Origin of the sequence: Acinetobacter sp. NIPH 2100 (assembly GCF_000369805.1) — a bacterium.
Classification (GTDB): domain Bacteria; phylum Pseudomonadota; class Gammaproteobacteria; order Pseudomonadales; family Moraxellaceae; genus Acinetobacter.
Map to the genome: position 1 here is coordinate 2,947,148 of NZ_KB850224.1, position 23,731 is coordinate 2,970,878.

At 40.5% G+C, this 23,731-nt stretch carries 19 protein-coding genes and 1 tRNA gene; 8 read left to right on the forward strand and 12 right to left on the reverse strand.

All coding sequences use genetic code 11. The features are described from left to right. The first annotated feature begins 206 nt into the window (after window positions 1-206). Entirely contained in the window at window positions 207-803 is a 597-nt protein-coding gene (locus F887_RS04365) for a LysE/ArgO family amino acid transporter (RefSeq protein ID WP_005296172.1), read from the forward strand. A gap of 50 nt (window positions 804-853) precedes the next feature. On the opposite strand, the gene F887_RS04360 is transcribed toward F887_RS04365, so the two are convergent. Together F887_RS04360 and greB are read right to left on the reverse strand one after the other, a co-directional pair. Then, window positions 854-943, reverse strand: a tRNA-Ser gene (locus F887_RS04360). Window positions 944-1,039: 96 nt separating this feature from the next. Beyond that, a complete protein-coding gene (gene greB / locus F887_RS04355; RefSeq protein ID WP_005296174.1) occupies window positions 1,040-1,528 on the reverse strand; it encodes a transcription elongation factor GreB in 489 nt (162 codons plus the stop codon). Between the two features lie 371 nt (window positions 1,529-1,899). On the opposite strand from greB, the gene F887_RS04350 reads away from it, so the two are divergent. Further along, the gene (locus F887_RS04350) at window positions 1,900-3,009 is read left to right on the forward strand and encodes an MltF family protein (protein WP_005296176.1); all 1,110 of its coding nucleotides are present in this window, start codon (window positions 1,900-1,902) and stop codon (window positions 3,007-3,009) included. Window positions 3,010-3,065: 56 nt separating this feature from the next. Here the strand turns inward: F887_RS04350 and F887_RS04345 are convergent, their stop codons facing one another. Continuing rightward, complete coding sequence (locus F887_RS04345) at window positions 3,066-3,449, reverse strand: SCP2 sterol-binding domain-containing protein (protein WP_004801562.1); 384 nt, start codon at window positions 3,447-3,449, stop codon at window positions 3,066-3,068. Window positions 3,450-3,645: 196 nt separating this feature from the next. Next, complete coding sequence (gene ttcA, locus F887_RS04340; RefSeq protein WP_005208106.1) at window positions 3,646-4,551, reverse strand: tRNA 2-thiocytidine(32) synthetase TtcA; 906 nt, start codon at window positions 4,549-4,551, stop codon at window positions 3,646-3,648. Window positions 4,552-5,048: 497 nt separating this feature from the next. On the opposite strand from ttcA, the gene F887_RS04335 reads away from it, so the two are divergent. Both F887_RS04335 and htpX read left to right on the forward strand, forming a co-directional pair. Continuing rightward, complete coding sequence (locus F887_RS04335) at window positions 5,049-5,909, forward strand: lytic transglycosylase domain-containing protein (RefSeq protein WP_005296178.1); 861 nt, start codon at window positions 5,049-5,051, stop codon at window positions 5,907-5,909. A 217-nt stretch (window positions 5,910-6,126) separates the two neighbouring features. Beyond that, a complete protein-coding gene (htpX, locus tag F887_RS04330) occupies window positions 6,127-7,032 on the forward strand; it encodes a protease HtpX (RefSeq protein WP_005184378.1) in 906 nt (301 codons plus the stop codon). Window positions 7,033-7,094: 62 nt separating this feature from the next. Here the strand turns inward: htpX and F887_RS04325 are convergent, their stop codons facing one another. The 3 genes from F887_RS04325 to F887_RS04315 all read right to left on the reverse strand — a co-directional run bounded on the left by F887_RS04325 (window position 7,095) and on the right by F887_RS04315 (window position 12,502). Further along, the gene (locus tag F887_RS04325) at window positions 7,095-7,688 is read right to left on the reverse strand and encodes a DUF4112 domain-containing protein (RefSeq protein ID WP_005296182.1); all 594 of its coding nucleotides are present in this window, start codon (window positions 7,686-7,688) and stop codon (window positions 7,095-7,097) included. 78 nt (window positions 7,689-7,766) lie between these two features. Then, on the reverse strand, window positions 7,767-9,104 hold the full coding sequence (gene mgtE / locus F887_RS04320) for a magnesium transporter (protein ID WP_005296185.1): 1,338 nt from the start codon (window positions 9,102-9,104) through the stop codon (window positions 7,767-7,769). Window positions 9,105-9,391: 287 nt separating this feature from the next. Next, entirely contained in the window at window positions 9,392-12,502 is a 3,111-nt protein-coding gene (locus tag F887_RS04315) for an efflux RND transporter permease subunit (protein WP_005296188.1), read from the reverse strand. A 328-nt stretch (window positions 12,503-12,830) separates the two neighbouring features. On the opposite strand from F887_RS04315, the gene F887_RS04310 reads away from it, so the two are divergent. Together F887_RS04310 and F887_RS04305 are read left to right on the forward strand one after the other, a co-directional pair. Next, entirely contained in the window at window positions 12,831-14,447 is a 1,617-nt protein-coding gene (locus tag F887_RS04310) for a phosphoethanolamine transferase (protein WP_005296190.1), read from the forward strand. Window positions 14,448-14,621: 174 nt separating this feature from the next. Beyond that, entirely contained in the window at window positions 14,622-15,767 is a 1,146-nt protein-coding gene (locus F887_RS04305; protein WP_005296193.1) for a glycerophosphodiester phosphodiesterase, read from the forward strand. 48 nt (window positions 15,768-15,815) lie between these two features. On the opposite strand, the gene pnuC is transcribed toward F887_RS04305, so the two are convergent. Beyond that, complete coding sequence (gene pnuC, locus F887_RS04300; RefSeq protein WP_171067482.1) at window positions 15,816-16,382, reverse strand: nicotinamide riboside transporter PnuC; 567 nt, start codon at window positions 16,380-16,382, stop codon at window positions 15,816-15,818. Between the two features lie 403 nt (window positions 16,383-16,785). Between pnuC and F887_RS04295 the strand changes: the two genes are divergently transcribed. Both F887_RS04295 and F887_RS04290 read left to right on the forward strand, forming a co-directional pair. Continuing rightward, window positions 16,786-17,736 (forward strand): DMT family transporter, encoded by a 951-nt coding sequence (locus F887_RS04295; protein ID WP_005296198.1) that lies wholly within the window; start codon window positions 16,786-16,788, stop codon window positions 17,734-17,736. A gap of 123 nt (window positions 17,737-17,859) precedes the next feature. Beyond that, window positions 17,860-19,458, forward strand: a complete 1,599-nt coding sequence (locus F887_RS04290) for an alpha/beta hydrolase family protein (RefSeq protein WP_005296199.1) — start codon at window positions 17,860-17,862, stop codon at window positions 19,456-19,458. A 35-nt stretch (window positions 19,459-19,493) separates the two neighbouring features. On the opposite strand, the gene F887_RS04285 is transcribed toward F887_RS04290, so the two are convergent. The 4 genes from F887_RS04285 to F887_RS04270 all read right to left on the reverse strand — a co-directional run bounded on the left by F887_RS04285 (window position 19,494) and on the right by F887_RS04270 (window position 23,679). Next, window positions 19,494-19,808, reverse strand: a complete 315-nt coding sequence (locus tag F887_RS04285; RefSeq protein ID WP_005296202.1) for a DUF5713 family protein — start codon at window positions 19,806-19,808, stop codon at window positions 19,494-19,496. Between the two features lie 170 nt (window positions 19,809-19,978). Then, complete coding sequence (locus F887_RS04280; protein ID WP_416201968.1) at window positions 19,979-20,899, reverse strand: pyridoxal-phosphate dependent enzyme; 921 nt, start codon at window positions 20,897-20,899, stop codon at window positions 19,979-19,981. Between the two features lie 245 nt (window positions 20,900-21,144). Next, on the reverse strand, window positions 21,145-22,785 hold the full coding sequence (locus F887_RS04275) for a vWA domain-containing protein (RefSeq protein WP_005296206.1): 1,641 nt from the start codon (window positions 22,783-22,785) through the stop codon (window positions 21,145-21,147). A 135-nt stretch (window positions 22,786-22,920) separates the two neighbouring features. Next, on the reverse strand, window positions 22,921-23,679 hold the full coding sequence (locus F887_RS04270; protein WP_005296208.1) for an SIMPL domain-containing protein: 759 nt from the start codon (window positions 23,677-23,679) through the stop codon (window positions 22,921-22,923). Window positions 23,680-23,731 lie beyond the last annotated feature (52 nt).

Sequence of the window (23,731 nt, forward strand, 5' to 3'; positions counted from 1 at the left end):
AAAAAAATTTAGCCAAACCAAAACAATCTTAATTTTACTGACTTTTATAAATAAAGAAAGATAATAGCAAACAGTAAATTTTTAGTGGAAAAAGCATCTAACACTTCATTCAAGTGTTAGACAGACAGCCTTTGTCTAATCAGCTGTAAATTCTTTTTCCATCCAAAGCCAACATAGACCATCCTATACAATTGAGGAACTCAAACATGACTGCATTTTTCTATGGACTGGGTATCGGCTTTTCTTTAATTTTAGCCATTGGTGCACAGAATGCTTTTGTCCTGAAACAAGGGTTAAAGCAGCAACATGTTTTTTGGGTCTGTTTGATCTGTGCGCTTTCAGATTCTATTTTGATTTATCTTGGTGTCACGGGCTTTTCAAAAATCGTGGTCGACTTTCCTTTGATCGTGACCATTGCTAAATATTTTGGTGCAGCATTTTTATTTTTTTATGGACTTCGAAACTTTTACTCAGCCATAAACAATAGCTCCGCACTCAATCCAAGTGAAATTGAAAAAGATTCCTTACTTAAAATTATTGGCATGTGTCTCGCCTTTACTTGGCTGAATCCACACGTCTATTTAGACACTGTCATTCTTGTTGGTTCGATTTCAGTTCAATTTGCAGATGACCTTTATTTATTTGCTGCTGGAACCATCCTTGCATCTTGGCTGTTCTTTTTCGCTTTAGGCTATGGCGCAAGAGTTTTATTGCCTTTGTTCAAAAAAGCGAGCTCTTGGAGAGTTTTGGATGTTTTGGTTGGAATCATGATGTGGGCAATTGCCACCAAATTAGTTATCTAAAAAATAAAGAAATAAAAAAGCCCTTATTTACATAAGGGCTTTTTCGTATTTGGCGGAAGCGGTGAGATTCGAACTCACGGAGGACTCACACCCTCGTCGGTTTTCAAGACCGGTGCATTAAACCGCTCTGCCACGCTTCCAATGGCGGCTATCATATAAATAAAAGTTCGACTTGGCAAATCTTTTATTTAAAATAATGCATCAAATGCTCAAAATAAAAACAACACTCTGTAATTTTAAGCATTTTCAGGTTTTTCATAGCGAATTGAGTTGATATACCACAACTTTTTTCCCAATGGCGTCTGCACTTCAACTTCGTCATCGACCTGCTTACTCAGGAGTGCATGGGCCATGGGTGACTCAATGGAGATATGTTGAGGGTGATGATCATAAATTTCATCCACTCCCACTATACGTAAACTTTTTTTCTCGCCTGCATCATTTTCAATTTCAACCCAAGCCCCAAAATAGACTTTCCCTTCTTGCTCAGGGACATAATCAACAATCTTTAACTCTTCTAGGCGCTTCCCTAGATAGCGTACCCGACGATCTATCTTTCTAAGTATTTGTTTATTGTATTGATAATCAGCATTTTCTGAGCGATCACCCAAACTTGCAGCCCAATTTACTTTCTTGGTTATTTCTGGGCGTTCATCGTGCCAAAGCTTTTTTAGTTCAGCGACCAAAAGGTCATGTCCAGTACGTGTGATTAAATTCGATTTCATAAGCCCAAATACGTTAATACAACATTCCATTTACATGTTTTTGCATTGTATTCCTTATTTCCCCACGACTAAAGTGTATAAATTTTATTCTTTTTCAAATCATGCGTTTGTGATGTAATTCTCAATTTTTTATTGTGCAAAATTTGACATTCTGTGTTTTGGCGCTTAATATGCGCCCCTAAGTTTATTTTTGTTCAATTTTTATACACTTTGTAAACGTTGTGAAACATTTACAGCATTTCTTTTAACTCAATGTCATTTTGAATGACGTTCATGAATTGCCCACCCCTTATTGAATTTATCAACTTTTAAAAGTTAAGGCAGTGTTTTGCTGAACTTTTTGGGCATAAATTATCTGTAGCGGAGACAACATGCACAGTAATTCAAGTTCAGGGTCGAGGCCTAGCCTTAACTCTTTATCTTCCAAACTTCCTTTTCAGGCTTTAGCGTTAGGGGTTGTAATCCTTCCTTTTAATAGCTTGAATGCTGAAAAATCACATCAGTACAATACGGTCGTGAACACCAATGTGTTAACTATCGTTGCAGTTGAAAGTCCTACCACAGTCTTTAAAGACGGTCAGTTTTTACATGGTTTTGGCTATGATTTAGCACGCAATTATGCACAAAGCTTAAATGTAAAACTTGATTTTAAAACCGTTCCAGACAATGCCACAGCATTGAAATGGGTTGCCCAAGGCAAAGCCAACATTGCTATGACCACAGCCAATTTGGCAGCAATCGAAAGCAAGCAACTGGTTTCTTTTTCGGCAAGCTGTGGCGATCAAACAAGTTTAAGTAAAAATGGTTTAAATCCTCAGTTAAACTGGGTATTCAAACAAGCAGATGATCCACTTACGTTGACCGCGAGTGGTTTTATTTGCCAGAGTCAGCAAGCTGGGACCACACAGCAGTTAGCTTCATTTTATAATCGTAATGTAGTTAAGCCTGAATCTTGGTCAACCATTCAAAAAGATTTGAATCAGCGTTTACCTATTTACAAAGCGAGCTTTAAACAAAGCGCATCTAAATACAATTTAGATTGGCACTTACTCGCGGCGATTGGCTATCAAGAGTCATATCTTAAACCGAGCTCAGTTTCTCCCACTGGTGTCCGTGGTTTAATGATGTTGACCAACAGTACAGCCAAGGCAATGGGCGTGAGCAATCGTTCAGATCCATTGCAAAGCATCCAAGGTGGTGCAAAGTACTTTGACCTGATGTTAGATCAATTTGGTAATGTGCCTTATCCAGATCGTAACTGGTATGCCTTAGTGGCCTACAATATGGGTCCGGGTGCAGTCAGCCAGATTCAGAAACGTATCCGTGCTCAAGGCAAAGATCCGAATCAATGGGTCAATTTATATGACTATTTACAGCGTAATCAAGCAAGAAATGGTCGATATAAACAAGCCGTACAATATGTGACGCGTATTCGTACCTATTTAGAGCATCTTAAAACCAATAGCCGTATTGATGTCTAACTGAATAGATATAAAAAAAAGCTTACCTCAGGGTAAGCTTTTTTATTTGGAAAGAATTAAGCAGTCAGCTCAAGTACTTTCTTGAATAAATCTTTTTGCTCTTGGCTTGGCTTCGCTGTTTGTAAAGCCATAAGCTGAGACATATCACCTTGTACTTTGATTTTGCCCGTCATGAATGCTTGCATTGCAGCAGCCATATCAAATTCCAAGAATACTTTACGTAAAGTTTCAGCATCCATGTTCAAAGTTGTTTTAGCATTTGAAGATAAACCCTTTTGGATTTTACCTGCATCTAAAGCCAACTCTGTATTACCAGCTGCATCTGTTACAACCAAGTTAATCGCTAAATTCGCAAGTGCTGGTGGCAAGTTTAAATCACCTGCTTCAGCAGTAAGTTTTTCAACAGTTGCAAACCAATCATCAGTTAAAAATGCAGCCATGATTATTCCTCAAATGTATTTGTTCAATTTCTTGTGCCATCTATCCAGACGACATCTCATGAAGCAATTTGCTCGTGCCCTGTTATAGCATGTAATTTTTATTTTAGGCTATGATTTTTTGTACGCGGGATTCAATTTTTAAAATTTTTATAAAAAAAAGGTACTTAACAAGTACCCTTTCAAAAATTTTTACACTTTACTCAGCAGCAAAACTGAGATTGACTACATCTAAACGATTTTTCAGCTCTTCTGGATCTTTCATATCAAACTCACGCTGAGCATCCAACGCTTCAAAATCGAACAGCTCACGATCCGCCAATTGCGATGGCGAGACATTTTGTAAAGCACCAAAAATACTGTGTAAACGTTTTGGGTGCTGCTTATCCCACTCACGTAACATGTCATTGATAATGGCACGTTGTAAATTTTCTTGTGAACCACATAAATTACACGGAATGATCGGGAACTGACGTAAATCCGCATATTTGATAATGTCTTTCTCTTCGACATAAGCCAAAGGACGAATCAAGATATTCTTTTTATCCGATGAAAGTAATTTTGGCGGCATGGCTTTCAAACTACCACCATGGAACAAGTTCAAGAAGAAAGTCGCCATAATGTCATCACGGTGATGACCCAATGCAACCTTGGTTGCACCAATTTCTTGTGCAAAGCCATACAGTGAACCACGACGCAAACGAGAACATACTGCGCAGTAGGTCTTCCCTTCAGGCGTTAAACGCTTGGTAATGGTATAAGTATCTTTTTCAAGGATGTAATATGGAATGTTGTTTTCTTCCATATAGCGCGGCAAGATATCCTCTGGAAAGCCAGGTTGCTTTTGATCCAGATTCACAGCCACAACATCAAAATTGATCGGTGCAATGCGTTTAAACTGTAACAAGATGTCCAGCAAGGTATAGCTGTCTTTACCGCCAGACACGCAAACCATGACCTTATCACCCTCTTCGATCATGTTGTAATCACGAATTGCATGCCCAACCTGACGACGAAGCTTTTTCAACAGGCGATAATACGCTGAACTTGTCGGAAGTTCTGGCTTGAAATTAAATCCTTGGTTGGATTCCACTGGCGCGTACATAGACGTGATTTACTCATAAACAAAAATACCGCAAGATTTTATCTCATTCCGAAAAGATGCGCATCTAAAGAATTTTTCAATTTCTTCCAATCGTCATATTTGAGTTTCATACTGGTAAAATTCTGACCAAAATAATTCAGATTCGGCTGGATTGCTTATATTTCAAACTTTTCCACAGTTGTCCACAAAAGCTGTGGATAAATTTGTGGATTTCTTCGCTATTGACAAACTCTTTTTGTCTTAAAATAAGGCTTCCGATTAGATTGATCATTTTTTAACCAATGATTTTATAAAAATAAAATCAATGACTTACATAAGTCAAGACTTAGTTTTTAAAAAATTTTTTTTAATTTTTTTTGCTGAACATTCGAACAAAATGACTTGATTTTTGTCTGACAGCCGAAAATAAAAAAATTGTAGCGAAAGTTCTTTTTTTACTTTTTTTTGTTACACTGCTGTGAAGAACTTATGCTCATCCTTTCGTGAATATTATAACGATGAACAAAACAACATATTTTTTTACCCTTTGCTTGGGGACAATCGGTTTTTTTAATGGTGTAGCCACAAGCTATGCTGGTCAGACGATTTATCAATTTAAAGACAGTAATGGTACAACGCTGCTGACCAATAAAAAGAAAGCAGAATATAGCCATTTAAAAGTGGTTAAAGCGACCTATTATCCAGACAGTAATATTCATAGCTATAGTAACTGGGGTGCAAGTGAGGCATCAGTACTTCCAAGCTATAGTCGTAATAAAAATGCATTCGACTCATTGATTCGCCAAGCAGCACAGCAACACGGCATCTCTGAAGGGCTAATTAAAGCAGTCATGCATACTGAATCAGGCTTTAATATCAATGCCCGCTCTCCTGTCGGTGCTCAAGGTTTAATGCAACTGATGCCAGCAACAGCACGCCGCTTCAATGTCAATAATGCCTATGACCCACAGCAGAACATTTTTGGTGGCGCAAAATATTTAAGTTGGCTACTGAAACGCTTTAACGGCAATACCCAACTCGCGATCGCTGCCTATAACGCAGGTGAAGGTAATGTCGACAAGTATGGTGGCATTCCCCCTTTCCGTGAAACCCAAGATTATGTCCGTCGTGTCACCAGTCGCTATCAAAATCTATATGCATCGAGCATCGGCTCATCATCTAGCTCAAATACCCAAGTGATTGCTCAATCTAGCAATTACACCCCGCCATCGAGTGAAGCTGCAGAAGTTGCACCTACTCCTAAACCATATAACCGTCAGATTATTACCCTTGCAGATGGCACCTTTACAGATGCCCCTACAGGTACCTATACCACCACCAATGCCACCGCATCTGCGCGAATCCGCCTCAGTGATTAACAATTCAAGAATACGATTCTCACGGTGTGATTTTAGCGGATTGTTTTCATACAGAAATTGTTTTAAGTCACTGTTTATCAGCCAGTTCATCGTTTTATAGGCTAAATGTATCTACGCCTATTTTTTGCTTGAATTTTTACAATTCGCCCTGCATATTAGCGTTATGATTTATAATTTATAAATCAGATCACTTTTTCTCTATAAGAGGGTTTTCTCAATGATGCGGATTGGTTTGTTCTTGCTAACCAACCTCGCGGTACTGGTTGTAGCTGGCATTATCTTGTCACTCTTCGGTGTCGGTAGTTACCATGGCGCAGGGGGCTTGAATCTAGGCAACCTTTTAGTCGTCTGTTTTGTCTTTGGTATGGTGGGTTCTATTATTTCCCTGTTCATGTCGAAGTGGATGGCTAAAAAAACCACTGGGACTGAATTAATTGACCCAAATGCACCCCGTAGTCAAGCAGAAGCTTGGTTATTACAAGAAGTAGCGCAATTATCTCAACGTGCAGGTATTAACATGCCTGAAGTGGGTATTTTCCCTTCTTACCAATCCAATGCATTTGCGACAGGTTGGAATAAAAATGACGCATTAGTAGCTGTTTCAACAGGTCTATTGGAGCGTATGAACAAAGATGAACTTCGTGCAGTACTCGCGCACGAAATCGGTCACGTAGCGAATGGTGACATGGTTACCCTTGCGCTGATTCAAGGTGTCGTGAACGCCTTTGTCATGTTCTTTGCACGTATTGCCGGTGACTTCATCGACCGTAATGTGTTTGGTCGTGAAGAAGGTGAGGCACCTGGTCTTGCTTATTTTGCCATTACGATCGTACTCGACATCGTATTCGGTATTATGGCCTCTGCCATCGTGATGTGGTTCTCTCGTCAACGTGAATATCGCGCAGACGAAGCCGGTGCACGTTTAGCAGGTAAACAAGCGATGATCTCTGCTTTGCTTCGCTTACAAGCAGAATCAGAAATGCCAGATCAAATGCCGAAAGAAATGAAAGCATTTGCGATTGCGGAAGGTAAGGAACAAGGCTTTAGCTTAGCTGCTTTATTCCAAACTCACCCAACCATTGAACAACGTGTTGCTGCATTACAGCAATTAAATGTTCAATAATCAGTATCAGATAAACAATAAAGCCTCCATCACGGAGGCTTTATCTTTTGCAAGATAATCATTTAGTGTGCTTGGAAAGATTGATAAAACTGCCACAGATAACTGAAACCAGCCCAAACTGCCACCACCAATAAAATCAGTACCGCGATTCCCAATAAATCTGGGATACGTAACCAAATCCAGCTCACGATTGGATTACGCCAAAATGCTGAAGTTTTTTGCTTCTGCTCAAGCGACTCATGCAGGAATGGATGTACCACATGGATATCACTGTATACCTGATATTCATCACGGATATGCGCATGCACAATTTCAAGCGTCTTGCGGCTCGGACGAATAAATATGTCAAATAATGTGCCGACTATCGGTACAAAACCCACCAACATGTCCATAATCGCCAGTTTGACCACGCCCTTGAGCTTGTGCTGTGGTACACCGACTTCTCTTGCCTTTTTAAAGGCATACAGCGTCAAAATAAAACCTGCAATATCACCTGCAAATGGAATGGTACTCAGTGCAGCATCGGCCCCGACGCCCTGTTTGGTAAAGGGAATTCGAACCAAACTGTCCATGGTATTGGCAAATTTTGCTAAATCACGTTCGACAGCAATCGCTTGCTGCTGGGTTAATTTTTTTTGTTCTGTTAGAGCAGTCATTCACTCAACCTAAAAACCATGTTTATGCTTGAGAATAAAGCAGATTTTACTGTTTGTCGGTACAATTATTATTACCAATCAGAATAAAATCATCGAAGCGATAAATAGATATACCAATACCCCAGTGGCATCACAAATCGAGGTCACCAAAGGTGCAGAAGCACTGGCAGGATCAAGCCCAGCTTTATTTAAAATGAAAGGTAAGCTCATTCCAATCAAACAGCCCATCAACACAATCCCCATCATGCTCAGCGCCAGCACCAAAGCCACCATTTCATCACCACGGAAATACCCCAGTAATGACACTGCAACAGCCATAGTTCCACCAAGACACAAAGCAACTAAGCTTTCACGCCCGAGTAAATAAAACCAGTCTTTAAATTGCACATCACCCGTAGCTAAGGCACGAACCATCAGTGTTGAAGACTGAGAACCGGCATTGCCGCCACTTCCCACCAATAACGGCAAAAAGAAAACCAAGACAAGATTTTTGGCAATCACATCTTCATAGTGAGCAATCCCGATTCCTGACAACAAGCTGCCAAACACCAAAAACACCAGCCAGAAAACCCGTTTCTGATACAGTTGCAAAATGGGTGCAGACTTAATACTGAGTTTAGATGATGCATTGACCGCACCGACTTTTAAAAAGTCTTCCGTGGCTTCTTCGCTGGCAACATCCATCGCATCATCATAGGTCACAATCCCGACCATCATGTTTTGATGATCGATAATTGGCAGCGCTAATAAATCATACCGTGCAATGATTTTTGCCACTTCATCCTGGTCTGTATCCACAAAAGCGGTTAAGACATTGGTTTCCATGAGCTCATTGATATTCTGATCTTCAGGTGCAAGTATCAGCTGCTTTAAAGACAAAACCCCAAGAATTTTGCGTGCTTCATCTAGAACATAAGCAAAGTAAATCATTTCAGTATCAGGCGCTTCAAGGCGCAACATTCTGATCGCATCCATGACCATCATATTGGGTTTTAAAGTCGCATACTCAGAGCTCATGATGGCGCCCGCTGTTCCCTCTAAATAGGATGACAGTTGACGAATATCTTCTCTCTCAGCCTGTGCAAGGGCGGGTAATAATGCATTTTGTTGTTCTTCATCCAAACATTTAAAGACATCAGCACGTTTGTCCGATGACATTTCGCCAATAATCTCTGCCAAAATATTTCTGGGCATGGCTTGCGCCAGTTTGACCTGTTCATTGGGTGGAAGATATGAAAATACATAGGCACGATCAGGTAGATGCGTGAGTAGCAATTGACTTTGTTCAGGTGAGAGCTGTGTCAATACATCCGCAATATCGACTGCTTGAAATGTTTCAACTGATGCAAGTGCAAGTTCAATATGATTATTTTTAAGTGCGTCGCTTAATAAATATAAAAAGTTGTTGTAGCTCATGTTCGCCTCTTCACTACAAAGTATCTGCAATGAAGGACTAAACGCAGCGTATTATTTTACGATCGAATAGAAAACTTCATTCAGATTTTGATGAATATAAAAATGTGTAATTTGGAATAAACTACAACTCTGCGTGTCCATTTGGGGAATCAATCCTCATTAAGCCGCTTATACGGCACGGCAATACTACAAATATTTTTTTATATTCTCAACTTAGACAACAAAAATGAACAATTCGAGTCCTATTCTGTTCAACAAATTGTTCATTTCAGTTGCTTATCTAAAGTTTATTTTAACACTTCAACTGGATTGCCTTTCGGCTTAAACAGAGTTCTGACCAGTACATACATAAATGGAATAAAGATCAGGACCAGAATCGTGCCAAAAACTACACCACCAAATACGCTATAACCAATCGCCTGTCGGCTTAAAGCCCCTGCACCACTTGAGAACATCAGCGGAATCACGCCCGCACCAAATGCGATTGAGGTCATCAAAATCGGTCTGAGACGAAGCCCAGCTGCCTCTAAAGCAGCGTCCAGTGCGTTACGGCCTTGTTGCTGCAAACTTGCGGCGAACTCAACCATCAGAATGGCGTTCTTACAGGACAGACCTATGGTGGTCAGTAGTGCAATCTGGAAATAAATATCATTGGCGAAACCAAACCAATAACTAAATAAAATAGTTCCACCAATGCCGAGCGGAATTGCAGCCATCACCACGGTTGGAATTGACCAACTTTCATAGAGTGCCGCAAGACAGAGGAAAATAAAGGCGACAGAAATCAGATAGAGCCAAATCGCCTGATTACTGGATTGTTGTTCTTGGTAGGACAAACCACTCCACGCAAGACCCACGTTTGGCATTTGATCAACCAAACCAGCAATGGCTTGCATACCTTGTCCACTACTAAAGCCTTTCGATGCATCCGCCTCCATACTCATGGAAGGATAGCCCATAAAGCGCTCGAGCATAGGTGGCGCACCTTGCCAAGCAATCTGGCTAAACTGAGAAAATGGCACCATTTGTCCATTGGCATTTTTTACATACCAATAGTTTAAATCTTCAGGTTTGGAACGATACGGCGCATCGCCTTGTAAATACACTCGCTTAATTCGCCCACGGTCAATAAAGTCATTGATATAACTTCCGCTCCACGCTGTCGATAAGGTGCGATTAATTTCACTCACATTCAGCCCGTGGATCATGGCCGCCTTATGGTCAATTTTGATATTTAATACCGCTTGATCATCATTGCTTTTTTTATCGACATTTTCGACAGAATCAAGTGCATTCCCTTGTTGCTGTAACTGTTGGAAAGAATTCACCAAGCTTTGTCTGCCCAAGCCTTGGGTATCTTGCAGCCAAAACTCCATTTTATCGGAGTTGCCTAAGCCACGAATCACCGAAGGCATCAACACCATAATGCGTGCCTGATTATTTTTTGAAAAATACTTCATTGCACGTGCACGAATTTCTTGTGCACTGTTTTCTGTCCCTTTACGATCATTCCAATGTTTTAACGAAACAAAGGCCTGACCAAGATTTTGTCCTGTCCCTGAAAAGTTACGTCCATGAATAACCATCACACCATTCAAATTGGCCTTTTCACGTTCAAGGAAGTAATCTGAGATCTGTTTGCCAACGTCCTCCGTCTTGCTCATCGGGGTACCTTCAGGTAAACGGAATTGTACGTTTAACAAGCCCTGATCTTCTTGCGGCAAGAAGCTGGTCGGCAAATCACGATAGACCCAGATAAAACTCGCAATCAGTACCACAATGCCAATCAAAGACAGCGCTTTCACAGCAATGACTTTTTTGGAAACATTCAAATAACGCGTTTTAATGGCATCTAAACATTGATTGAACCAGACGGCCCAACGTGCTTGCTTCTGCTGAGGTTTCAATAAAATTGCGCATAAGGCGGGTGTCAAAATCAATGCCACCAATAAAGACAGTCCCATTGCAACCACGAGCGTAATCGAAAACTGTCGATAAATAATCCCAGTCGCGCCACTAAAGAAAGACATGGGAATGAAGACCGCGGTCAGGACCAAGGTAATCCCGACCAAAGCCCCACTGATCTCCTGCATGGATTGGATTGAAGCCTCCTTGGCACTGAGTTGCTGCTCATGCATCAGTCGTTCAACGTTTTCAACCACGACAATCGCATCATCCACCAGCAGACCAATCGCCAATACCATCGCGAATAAGGTCAGTGTGTTAATGCTCATTCCAAGAACAGCCAAAACGGCAAAAGTCCCTAAAATCACCACAGGAACCGTGACCGCAGGAATGAGGGTCGCACGCCAGTTTTGCAGGAAGATAAACATCACCAACACGACCAGTCCAATCGCTTCAATTAGCGTTGAGACCACTTGTGACATCGACTCTTTTACAAACGGCGTATCATCGCGTGGGTAAACCACAAAATAACCATCTGGTAAGGTTTTTTCTAAACGTGCAACTTCTTTATAAACAGCATCGGCCACCTGCATGACGTTGGCACCGACAGTTAATGACAATGAAAGCCCTGAAGCTGGATAACCATTCAGACGGTTAAACACCTGATAGTTTTCCGCCCCCACCTCAACCCGTGCCACATCTTTTAAATAAACGAAGTTGCCATCATTGTTGGCTTTGACAATAATATTTTCAAACTGTTCAGGCGTACGCAAAAGTGAACCTGAAGTGACCTTGGCATTTAAATATTGGTTATCAGCTGCGGGTAAATCACCAATTGCACCCGCTGCAACTTGGGTATTTTGATTTTCAATCGCGGAACGTACATCGCTGACTTGTAATTGATAACGTTCCAAACGTTGAGGATCTAGCCATATCCGCATGGCATATTGTGATCCGAATACACTGACCTCACCCACACCTTCAATTCGGCTCAGGTTCAATTCAAAATTATTGGTTAAATAGTCTGAAATATCGAGATTGCTTGAACGTCCTGATTTATCTCCAAGACCGATCACCATAAAGGAATCGCTCAAAGACTTACGGACATTGACACCTTGACGCTGTACATCTTCTGGGAGACGATTGATTGCACCATTGACGGCATTTTGAACCTGAACCTGTGCTTGATCAGGATCCGTCCCTTGGTCAAAGAACAAACTAATTCGGCTATTGCCGCTGGCATCACTGCTAGAGCTGAAATACAGCAGGTGGTCGATCCCTTTAATCTGTTGTTCTAAAACTTGGGTAACGCTATCTTCAACCGCTTGGGCGTCTGCACCACTATAATTTGCTGCCACCGTAATTCGCGGCGGTGCAATATCGGGATAACGCTCAACGGGTAAATTTAAAATGGAGAAGAGGCCAACAGCCATGACAATGATTGCCAGTACACCAGCAAAAATGGGACGATGAATAAAAAACTTAGATAACATGGCTGTTCATTCCATTCGTGAAACAGTCAATTTTTCAAAAAGATAGATAAATTTTGGTGCTTTCAGTCTACGATCATTACCGAGCTTTAGCGCAAACACCATCCCTATTAACATATCATTTCAAAAAGCAAGAATTGAGGAGAAATAATGGATTTTGCGATGCTTGCATAAACCAAGAATTACCCCTTGTTACCAAGTAAACAGTTAAGCTGTTTAATCAATTTTATTTGCTGTGCAATCAAATACTTCTTAATTTGGAATTGACACATCCCCGACTTAAAACGATATTAGCACGCTTGATTACTCTCCCCCATTTTATTAGGCATATATGAAGGCCAGCTTAAAAAACTTTAATATCTTGCTGCTTGTTCTGCTTCCAGCGTTCATTACTGGAGGCTTGCTGATCAGCGTAGGTAATTTGTCTGATGGTTTAAGGCTTGGCTTTTTATCTTTACCTGGCATTATTTTTATCTATCTTGCGATTACGCGACAAAAAATATATTGGTATGTCCTGACCATTGCCTGGTGGTTCATCGCATGGCTCGATGCCCTTCTGCGTTCCAGTACATGGTTTTTATTCAATAGTGATAATGAAGCCTATTTTATTATCGAAGCAATTGCCAATACCAATCAACACGAAACTTGGGGATTTATCCAGCTTCATCTGGTCACCATTGCTGCTGTGGTGTTTGGTTTACTCAGTGTGCTCACACTGTATAGCTTTGCTGTATTCAAACTGGTTAAACCGATTCATTTCAGCCGCCTTTGGCAGAGTCGTGTTTATCGTAGTTGCCTTATCCTACTGATTCTACTCACCATCACCAGCTATTTAATGAAACCTTCTCGCAAGGTGCATCCTGTTATATTTTGGTCTGAGTTCCAAACTAAAATTCAGGATTTTAAAGATAGAATTAAGCAGCATAAAGATGTGCATCATCAATGGGACATGAGTGCAAAAAGTAATTTAGTCTTGACTGACCAAGCCAAAGGCAAACAAACTCATGTCTTGGTCCTGTCAGAAAGTCTTACCAGTCTAAACTTAGGTGTCTGTGATTATCCACGGGATACTACGCCTGAACTAGCAAAGCGGCTCGCTGAGATTAAAGTGTTTTGTAATGCCTTTTCTCCAGCACCGTCTACCATCAATGCGCTACGTGTTTTATTGACCGAAAGCCCAGCCGCAGAACATGATAAATATTCATCGGAAAGTGTACTGGCCTATGCGCGAGCTGCTGGTTATAAGATTTACTGGCTCAGCAATCAAGACGATACCTATTTATCCTCTCTGTTTGGCTCCTATGCGGATAAAGCCGTATATAAAAATAACCGTTCAGGACGTAGTAGTACCTCTTTGGATGAAAACTTAATCCCAGATTATCAACAAGCTCTGGCAGACCCCGAGCCGAAAAAGTTAATTATTCTTCATCTGATTGGTGCTCATCCAAATTATAAAGAGCGTTATCCAGCTACATTTAATAAATTTACCAGCACCAGTAATGATCAAGTTGAAATGGAACTTAAAAATCGAGATATTGATCCATGGATTCGCTCACTGCGTAATGATTACGATAATGCAGTGTTATACGAAGACTTTCTGTTAGCAAAATTTCTAGATGATCTGAGAGCAGATGCTGTGCCAGACTTTAGATCGTTCACGGTTGTATCCGATCATGGCAATGAAGTTGGACATGAAATTGATTATGCAGGGCATAGTCCAAATACCAAGGCTGGTTATCAAGTGCCTGTGATTATGTGGTCTGATAAATTACAAAGTACAGGGGTGGATAAAGACAAGACCTTAAATACTGCTGAACTGGATAATAACCTCATGCAGATCATGGGACTTAAAGATAAATCATCACCACGACAGTCTTATTGGCAAGATGAAAACTATCAATTTACACCAGAAATCAATTGGCCATATTGGAAGCATAAGTCTTCATAATGGCGAATAAAAAAACGCCAGTTTAGTCCTTAATCTAAACTGGCGTTTTTTTATGGTCAGGTCTCAACTTTAGAATTCTTCATATTTTCATCAAACCATCATACAACTGTCATTGATTTGATAACTTTGGCTTTCAAACTTGCTGTTTGAATATAAAAACCAATGAGCTTATCCATGTTTAAAAAAGCAGTTCTTTGTCTCGGTCTCATTAGCCTAGCAGGTTGTAATGATGACAATGATCATCAAAACAATACCACCCAACCAGAATATCAACTTCCAAAAATTTTAGTGGTTGGACATCGCGGTGCAAGTGCGTTGCGCCCAGAACATACACTTGCCTCTTACCAAAAAGCGATTGATGATGGTGCTGATTTTATTGAACCTGATCTTGTTTCAACCAGTGATGGTGTCTTAGTTGCCCGTCATGAAAATGAAATTGGCGGCACCACCAATGTTTCGACCCTACCTCAATTTGCGGATCGTAAAAAAAACAAAGTGATTGATGGGACACGTTTTGATAACGGTTGGTTTACGGAAGACTTTACTTTAAACGAATTACAACAACTGAAAGCACGTGAACGTATTCCGCAGTTTCGACCAGACAATCAAAAATACAATGATCTCTATCCTGTTCCGACTTTAGAGCAGATCATTGAACTTGCTGATGCGCATTATAAAAAAACTGGCAAAATCATTGGTCTTTATATTGAAACCAAACATCCAACCTATTTCCAAAAACAAAATTTGGCGATGGAAGACACGCTACTTAAAACGCTGTCTAAATATCAATACACTCGCGATATTGCACCAATTTATCTACAATCTTTCGAAGTTGGCAATTTAAAATATTTGAAAAACCAACTGGATTTACATAAGAGTGTTAAACACGCGCAGTTAATTCAGCTCTATGATGCTCCAGGTGCAAGACCAGCAGACTATGTCGATCAAAACAATCCTAAAACCTATGCTGATCTAGCAACTGCACAGGGTCTGAAAGATGTTGCTGCCTATGCCAATGGTGTTGGTCCATCAAAGGCTTATATTTTCAAAGATGTAGCATCCGGTAAGAAAACGACTTTTGTTGCTGATGCACATAAGTTCAACTTAAAAGTACACCCTTATACTTTCCGCCCTGAAAATAACCATCTACCAACCAACTTTAAATGTAGCATTGATCCAGCTAAAGCAGCTGAACGTTGCCCTACAGGATCGCTCAAAGAAATGCAGCTCTATCTCAAAGCTGGAATTGATGGTCTGTTTACCGATGATCCCGCTTTAGGTCGTCAAGCAGTACAAAACTATCAAGCCACAACTAAATAATCATTGAGCAGTAACAAACAAGGGCAGCTCAGCTGCCCTTGTTTATGATTATGCTATTTGTTTCTGCTTGACCTGTTCCCATTGCCACCAGCCATATGCTGCCAATCCCACAAAAGCAGCATATAAGCCTGCTGTAAGGAAAACTTCTTTATAACTAAACATCCCCACGTAGATAATGTTGACAAAAATCCAGAGGATCCATGTTGCAATATGCTTACGGCTAGTCCAATAAGTCGCAAGTAAACTAAACGCCACCAACTGTGAATCCAGCATGGGTACAGCAGCATCGGTAAAGTGTTTAAGAATCAGTCCAAAGATTAGACCAAACACCACCGACAAACACATTTGGAACAGCACAACAGTCTTGGCAATGGGCTCAATCCGAATATCATGATCCTGACGCTTGCCTTTCAACCAATAATAGAATCCATAGACATTCATCACGATAAAGAAAAATTGCAGAATCGTTTCACCATACAGTTTGATGGTAAAGAAAAAATAGGCATACAACCCACAGGCCAGAAAATTAAACCACCAGCACCACATATTGCGTCGGATGGTCAATGTCACACCAATAAGGCTAATAATCACCGCAACGATTTCTAAAGCAGACAAGAGCAGACTTCTTTCAAGATTTGATAGCAACATTATGGAAAAATCCGCAATTTAAGCAATGCTAAATGACTTATTTTCTTTACTGATATTTTTATCTTTATTTGAGAAAACGACTATTTTTTACCCAAACCTTGTGCTATAAAAAACTGATCCAATTTAGAATTTTTTATATGTTGATCCACAAGGTTTCTTCTGCACGTCTTATTGCCATTTCGCATTGCATTTCTGTCAATGCCGCATGGCGACGTGTCTGCATGTTCATGCGAGGAGACTTTAAACATATTCATCCGATAACAAGTTAAAAAAACATCATATGAAAACAAAGGTCGCCTCAACAGCGACCTTTTTTATTGCCTAAATTTACGACCACTCAACCTACCGTTGTTATCACAGGAACATGACCATGACACAGTTGCCAGAAAAGAATTTTATACCAAGCACACAGATCCAACCGACTGTAGCCCCTATCAACCCTCGCCTTGCTACAGTCGGTCAATTCATTGCAGTCGTGCTGATTTGGTCATTGACTCCATTGGCCGCAGTCTTGACGGTGCATGAAATTCATTGGGCGTGGGGATTATTTTTTCGGTTCAGTTTGGCCATTCCTTTGGCCTGTATGTGCTTGCTTTATTTTCGACTCAAACTCGACTTCACTTATACAGCCTTCATCAGCTATGCGGCAGGTGCGATTGGCTTATTTGGTTCAATGACTTTTTGTTATATGGGAGCGACTCGTGTTTCATCAGGCATGATCTCGATTATTTATGGCACTGCTCCGCTATGGTCTGGCCTGATTGCAGTATTTATCCTAAAACGGGAACATTTTTTAAAACGCCAATGGTATGGACTTAGTCTCGCAATTTTTGGTTTATCACTCACACTTGGTATAGGAGCGGAGCATATTCAACTCGATTTGCTAGGTGTGTGTTATGAAATCATGGCTGTTTTACTTTACGTGCTGTCAATGTTTGTTGTTGCAAAAGTAGGTGCAGAAATTCACCCAATCATTCAAACCACAGGTTCAACTATCGTTTCATGGTTCGGTTATCTGTGTTTGTTGCCTTTTTTCTTGTCTGAAATGCCTAATCAGTTACCCAGCCTGCAAACCAGTTTAGCACTGCTCTATAGCGCATTATTTTCTTCAGTATTGGCCATGATTTTTTATTTTCACCTCATTCAAAAATTAAACCCAACAACGGTGATGTTAATTACTATTCTAACGCCAGTATTGGCCACTTTTTGGGGTGTATGGCTCAACCAAGAACCTTTAAGCTCACATCTTGTATTTGGTTTAATGTTCCTGTGTCTAGGTTTATTTTTATATGCCTATCGCAAAAAACCACGTCTGTTATAACCATGAAAACTGATAGGTCAAACAACATGACCTATCAGTGATAGTATCGAGGCACTGGCTCAAGTACACTGTGTCTACGCACCGCGTGACTTCTCAAAGATTTGTTCAAGGATGAAATAATCTATGCGTTCTTACGTCTTATGGCTTTGCCTCAATCTGATCTTTGTTTTGCAGGGTTGTGTCCACGCAACAACACAACCGATCTCAGTTACAGGCAAAACAGCCGAGCTAAAACAACGCTATTATCAAGCGAAGACAACAGCGTCTGATGGGACTGTACTCGCCTTTACCGTCTATCAACCTCATTTAAGATCAGATCAGACTGCCCCATTACTTTTACATACCCATGGCTTTGGTCTTTCTCGTATGAAACGACCTGAGCTCAGCTTGTATGGATTTCTGTTGCCCACAGGACAGATAGCAAAAACAGCTTGGCAAAATGGCTACTGGGTGATCAGCTATGATCAACGGGGGCATGGTGACAGTCAGGGCAAAATTCGGCTGACAGATCCTGCAAAGGAAGCACAAGATGTCATCACCATCATGAACTGGGCTGAAAAAAATTTGCCTCAACTGGCAAAAAATCAGCATGGTGTTCGTACAGGTATGATTGGTGAATCTTATGCAGGCGGAGTGCAATATCTTGCTTCTGCTTTAGATCCACGTTTACAGGCCATCGTACCAATTACCACATGGTATGACATCGTGCATAGCCTAGCGCCGAATGGCATTCCTAAAAGTAACTGGATCGGTTTCCTCAATCTGATTGGGGATTGGTGGAACTGGAATAAATTTGATCCTGAACTCAAGCAGGCTTATCTTGATACGCAACATGGACAATTAAGGCAATCCACCTACGATTTTCTTAAAACACACCAAGCCAGCTGGTTTTGTAGCCATCATCAGGCCCCTCAAGCAGATGCACTGATCATTCAAGGATTCAGGGATGTATTATTCCCTTTTAATGAGGGTGTCAAAGCTGCACAATGCCTACAACAGGCTCAGCGAGAAGTACATTTGATTGGCGTACAAGGGGGGCATTTACAGCCTTTTACCCAACATTCTCCGCTCGGAAACACGCCATTTTGGTATATCGGTAAATCAGTCCATTGTGGTCAGCAGCAATATAATCTTCAAAAAACCATTTTGACCTGGTTTAACCAAAAACTGAAAGACCAAACAGCTACCGAATCTTTACCTGAATTATGTGTTGACCAAAGTCCAGTGAATCAGCTGACTGATCTTAGCCCTGTGACTGAATATCAGCTGAAAAAAACATGGGTTGCACCAACCACATCGCAAGCGGTATTTGTTCCAATCCATACCGCTTTGCAACCGACTTCAATGACAGGCTCCCCGCGACTCACCCTCAACATGGAAACAGCACCTAAATATGCAAATGCGACGTTATTTATTTCAGTTGCAGTGAAATCAAAAGTTACAGGGAAATATGCAATTTTAAATGATCAGACTACACCATTTAATCCAACTCAAAAAAGAAGTTATGATCAGATTCGATTGGGCTTAAACGATCAAATGAGAACAGCACAAACCATCGAGTTACCGAGTGTCTATGGGCAACTTAAACAGGGTGATACTTTGGGTTTGTTGATCAAGAGCCAAAGCCAGTATTATCAACGAATCAAACAGCCTCAAATTGAAGCATGGATTTCAGGGCAAATTGTTTTGCCTAAGCTTTGGGATGAAACCGCTGCGAAATAGTTCTTTTTATTATAAAAAACCAACGAGAGTGATTTTTACCACTCTCGATTGGCAATCAGTTCTTCCATTTCAATGTCGAAATAACCGACATCTTGCACCACCATCATCATGGCTTCAGCAATGTAATCTGCGGCAGTGTCATCTAAACTTGAGTCCAAGTCTTCAAATTGCGGCTTCATTTCATTAATTTCGATCAGGGTCTGATTTGCATAACGATAAATTTCCGTATCAGATAAGTCTGTACGGCTGACCTTTTTTGAAAAGCGACGGATATGTTGCTTCACTTCAGCGACGAGAATATCGGGATAATATTCATCATCAAACATGGGGAGGAGTAAATTTTCAAACATAAAAAATAATATGCCAATAAAACGCCATGCTTATAACATAATCCGACCAAAATCACGATATTTAGACATAAAAAAAGCGGTTTTTCCGACCGCATTTTAAAAATTAGTTAGATCATCTACGCGCTAATAAATCCTAGCTATAAGAAAAGTGAAGATACATAACCAATAGGCTAAGCCCTTACTGGTACAGCAAATTGCTCAGCATATTTCGAAAGCTGTTCAAAGGTAATCGAAGCACCACCACAGACAATCACTAAAACGTCATCCTGCGGCATAAAGTTAATTTTTTGATTGTACAAAATAGATAATGTTGCACCACAGGCAGGCTCGACTAAAGTGCGATGGTCATCCAAGAACCTCAAACATGCTAGCACTGCCTCTTGATCAGATACTGTCATTCCTTGAACATTATGGTTTTGCGAAATCATAAATGCATTTTCACAGACTTGTTTCGCTGCAAGTGTTGTCGCGACTCCTGTCACTTCATCTAGCTTTATATGTTTACCGATCTTCATTGAACTATTTAAAGAAGCAGTGCCGTGAGTTTCAATTGCATAAATTGGAATATCTAAATGATTCTGACTCAAACCTTGATGAATACCAGAAATTAAGCTGCCACCCCCTACTGATAAAATAACTGCATTCGGATGGATGCCTTCCTCAAGGACTTCATCAATAATATGAGCGACACCATCCCAAAGATATTGATCATCGAAAGGATGAATATAAACAGCCTTTTCATTGACATAGGAAAGTGCCAATTCATTCGCTTCCATCCATGAATCACCATGAACAATGACCTCGGCACCCTGCTGTAACATCAAATCAATCGCTTGTTGCGAGGTGGTTTTAGGTACAACAACAGTGACCGGAATATTCAACACATTGCCCATATACGCCACTGAAATACCCGCATTTCCACCAGAAGAACTAATGAATTTCTGTGCGCCCTTTTCTATATATTTTAGACAAGCATTGCCAATACTACGTTGCTTAAATGAACCTGTCGGTTGTGAAGATTCCATTTTCAACCAAACATTACACTTATTCAATTCACTTAATTGGCTCGATTTAATCAGTGGTATTTTGATACTGAGTGTCAATTTTTATTCCTAATATAATGATTTTCCGAGTAAATATAACATCGTTTTAAATCGCTTTTTAAACCGTTTGATTCATTTCTCTAGACATTTTAAACAAGAATTTTTAACCAATATTATAATTATTTAGCTCACTTAGCTGAGATATGATGAATATCAATTCGTCATGAAACAAATCAATCTAATAAGCGGTCAGCCACCTGAATGTTTCCGACCGCTTTTTTAAAAACCAAACTTTAATCTTTTTTAGCACTTAAGCTTTTGGCAATCTTCGCCAACTCGACAAACTCCTCTCGCATCTGATAAGGATCAGGTTTCGCTGATTGTTGTGCCAATTGGATAATTTGATCCCATCCCAATGCGCCATTGTACTGCCCACCTTTTAACTGCTGAGCATACGATGCAACCGCAATCGCAAAACGGGTATCGTTATTGGCTTTAGCAAGGGGCTTACTTTCAGCTTTTACAGCTTGGTTTAAAAGGATGCTCTTTTGTTGATTTGGCAATTTATAGCGCAAGTTGACAAAGGCATATTCAGATTTTTTCTCTGTATCTGTTTTTGTAGATTCTTGATACCGTGACTCATTGAGCCAACCCTGTTGACCGACTGGAACGATTTCATAAATTGCTGTGACATTATGACCTGCCCCAATATCTCCTGCATCCACCTTATCGTTATTAAAATCTTCCTGTTTCAACATTCGATTTTCATAGCCAACCAAGCGATATTCTTTCACCATCGCAGGGTTAAATTCGACCTGAATTTTGACATCCTGAGCAACAGTTGCAAGTGTTGAAGAAAGCTGACGCTGTACTACTTTTTTCGCTTCATTTTTATTGTCGATATAACTGTAATTGCCATCACCTGCATCCGCCAGTTGTTCCATCAACTGCTCATTGTAGTTCCCTGTACCAAAGCCCAATGTTGTTAAAGAAATACCACTTTTGCGTTTCTCAGCCACCATGCCTTTTAAGGTACTAAAATCAGTAATACCGACATTAAAATCACCGTCCGTCGCCAGTAAAATTCGGTTAATGCCATTTTTCACAAAGACCTTTTCAGCCTGCTTATAGGCCAGTTGAATGGCTTGCTCACCTGCGGTTGCCCCACTTGCCTGCAATGCATTAATCACGGCCAATATCTTATCTTTTTGATCACCAGCAGTTGGCTCTAACACCAGCTTTTCACCACTGGCATAAGTAATAATAGTGACTTTATCCTGTGCTCGAAGTTGCTCAGTGAGTAAGCGCAAAGTTTGTTTAACCAAAGGTAGTTTGTCTGCTGCATCCATACTGCCAGAGACATCGACCAAAAACACCAGATTGGCAGGTGGCAATTGTTTAGTACTTAAATCTTTAGCCTGAATGCCGATTTTGATCAGTTTGGCATTTTCTTTCCACGGTGAATCGACTGTTTCAGTACTGACTGAAAATGGGTGAATACTATTCGGCTGCGGGTACTGATAGTCAAAGTAATTAATCATCTCCTCGGCACGGACTGCATCGACGGGTGGTAAACGACCATCATTCAAGAAACGACGTGTGTTGGTATAACTACCTGTATCGACATCAATACTAAAAGTTGAAACGGCTTGATCAGCCACACGATGAACCGGATTGACCTCATTTTTTTGGTATTTTTCAGTGTTCTGTTCTAAACGCGGTCTTTCCATGGTTGGCATGACTGCAATATAAGATGCAGGCGCAATCATCTTGCGAGTTTGTGCCAAGCCTTGATTTGACATGGTTATCGGTGCTGGTGACACTGGCATTGCGGTTTCGATTGTAGCCTGATCGTATTGTTTAACAGGTGTGCTACAAGCCATCACCATACAACTGAGCACAGTTAATGTTAATATTTTTGTTGATTGATGCATTGTTCAGTTCCCCAATTCTATTTCGTTTTTTCAAATAAAGTCGATATACAGAGAATTGTATGCAAAAAAAGAAAAATACATCGTATTCGAATGTATCTTTCCAGAATGGCTTATTCATGATCTACAGCAAAAGTTTTACTCAATCGCATAATTGATGGTGACCACCACACGCGCAATTTTATTAATGGTGGCTTTGTCATAAGCGCCACCATAATCACTGTCGTCATCCGAACCGCTTTCAGGCAGGATATAAAATGCACCTTGGCTAGCAGAGCGCATCATCCCCACTTTCACGCCACCCACTTTGGCAAACTCATTGGCACGGCTATACGCATTCTTGGTTGCATTGGCAATCAAAGACATTTTGATTTCTTCTAAATTCGACACCAGATATTCAGGTTTCTGTTCAATGGCAATGCCCTTTTCATCCAGTACGTAAGCTTCTTTGGCTGCCTGTTCAATCTTCTTGATATCGCGACTCGCAATCACTAAGGATTGCAATGCCATATAGCCTTTAAACTCACGATTGATCCGCCCTTCCCCCATATTCACTTCTTCATAATAGGGTTGGGAACTTTTATTTCCGAGTTGCATATCCACCGCTTTAAAACCATGCTCGACAAAAAAGCTTTGTAATTCTTTCATTTGTTGATCAAGCAATTGATAAGCTTGTGGAATCGTGTCAGACGTGTGGCTGGTTTGTAAGTGAATCTCCCAGCGTGCTGAATCGGCTTGAATTGGTTTTTCAGCTAATCCTTTGACTGTAATCGAGTTTTTGGTGCTATTAAACTGTTTCAGTGCATAGCCCATCACACCAGCAGAAATAATAAAGCCAAGGCTAAGAATGAGTGCAAACACCCATAAACTTTTATATGTAATTGTTTTATTTTCCATTTTTAATATCACTTATCTTATTTTATAGTCTTGTTATATTTAATCTATTCAG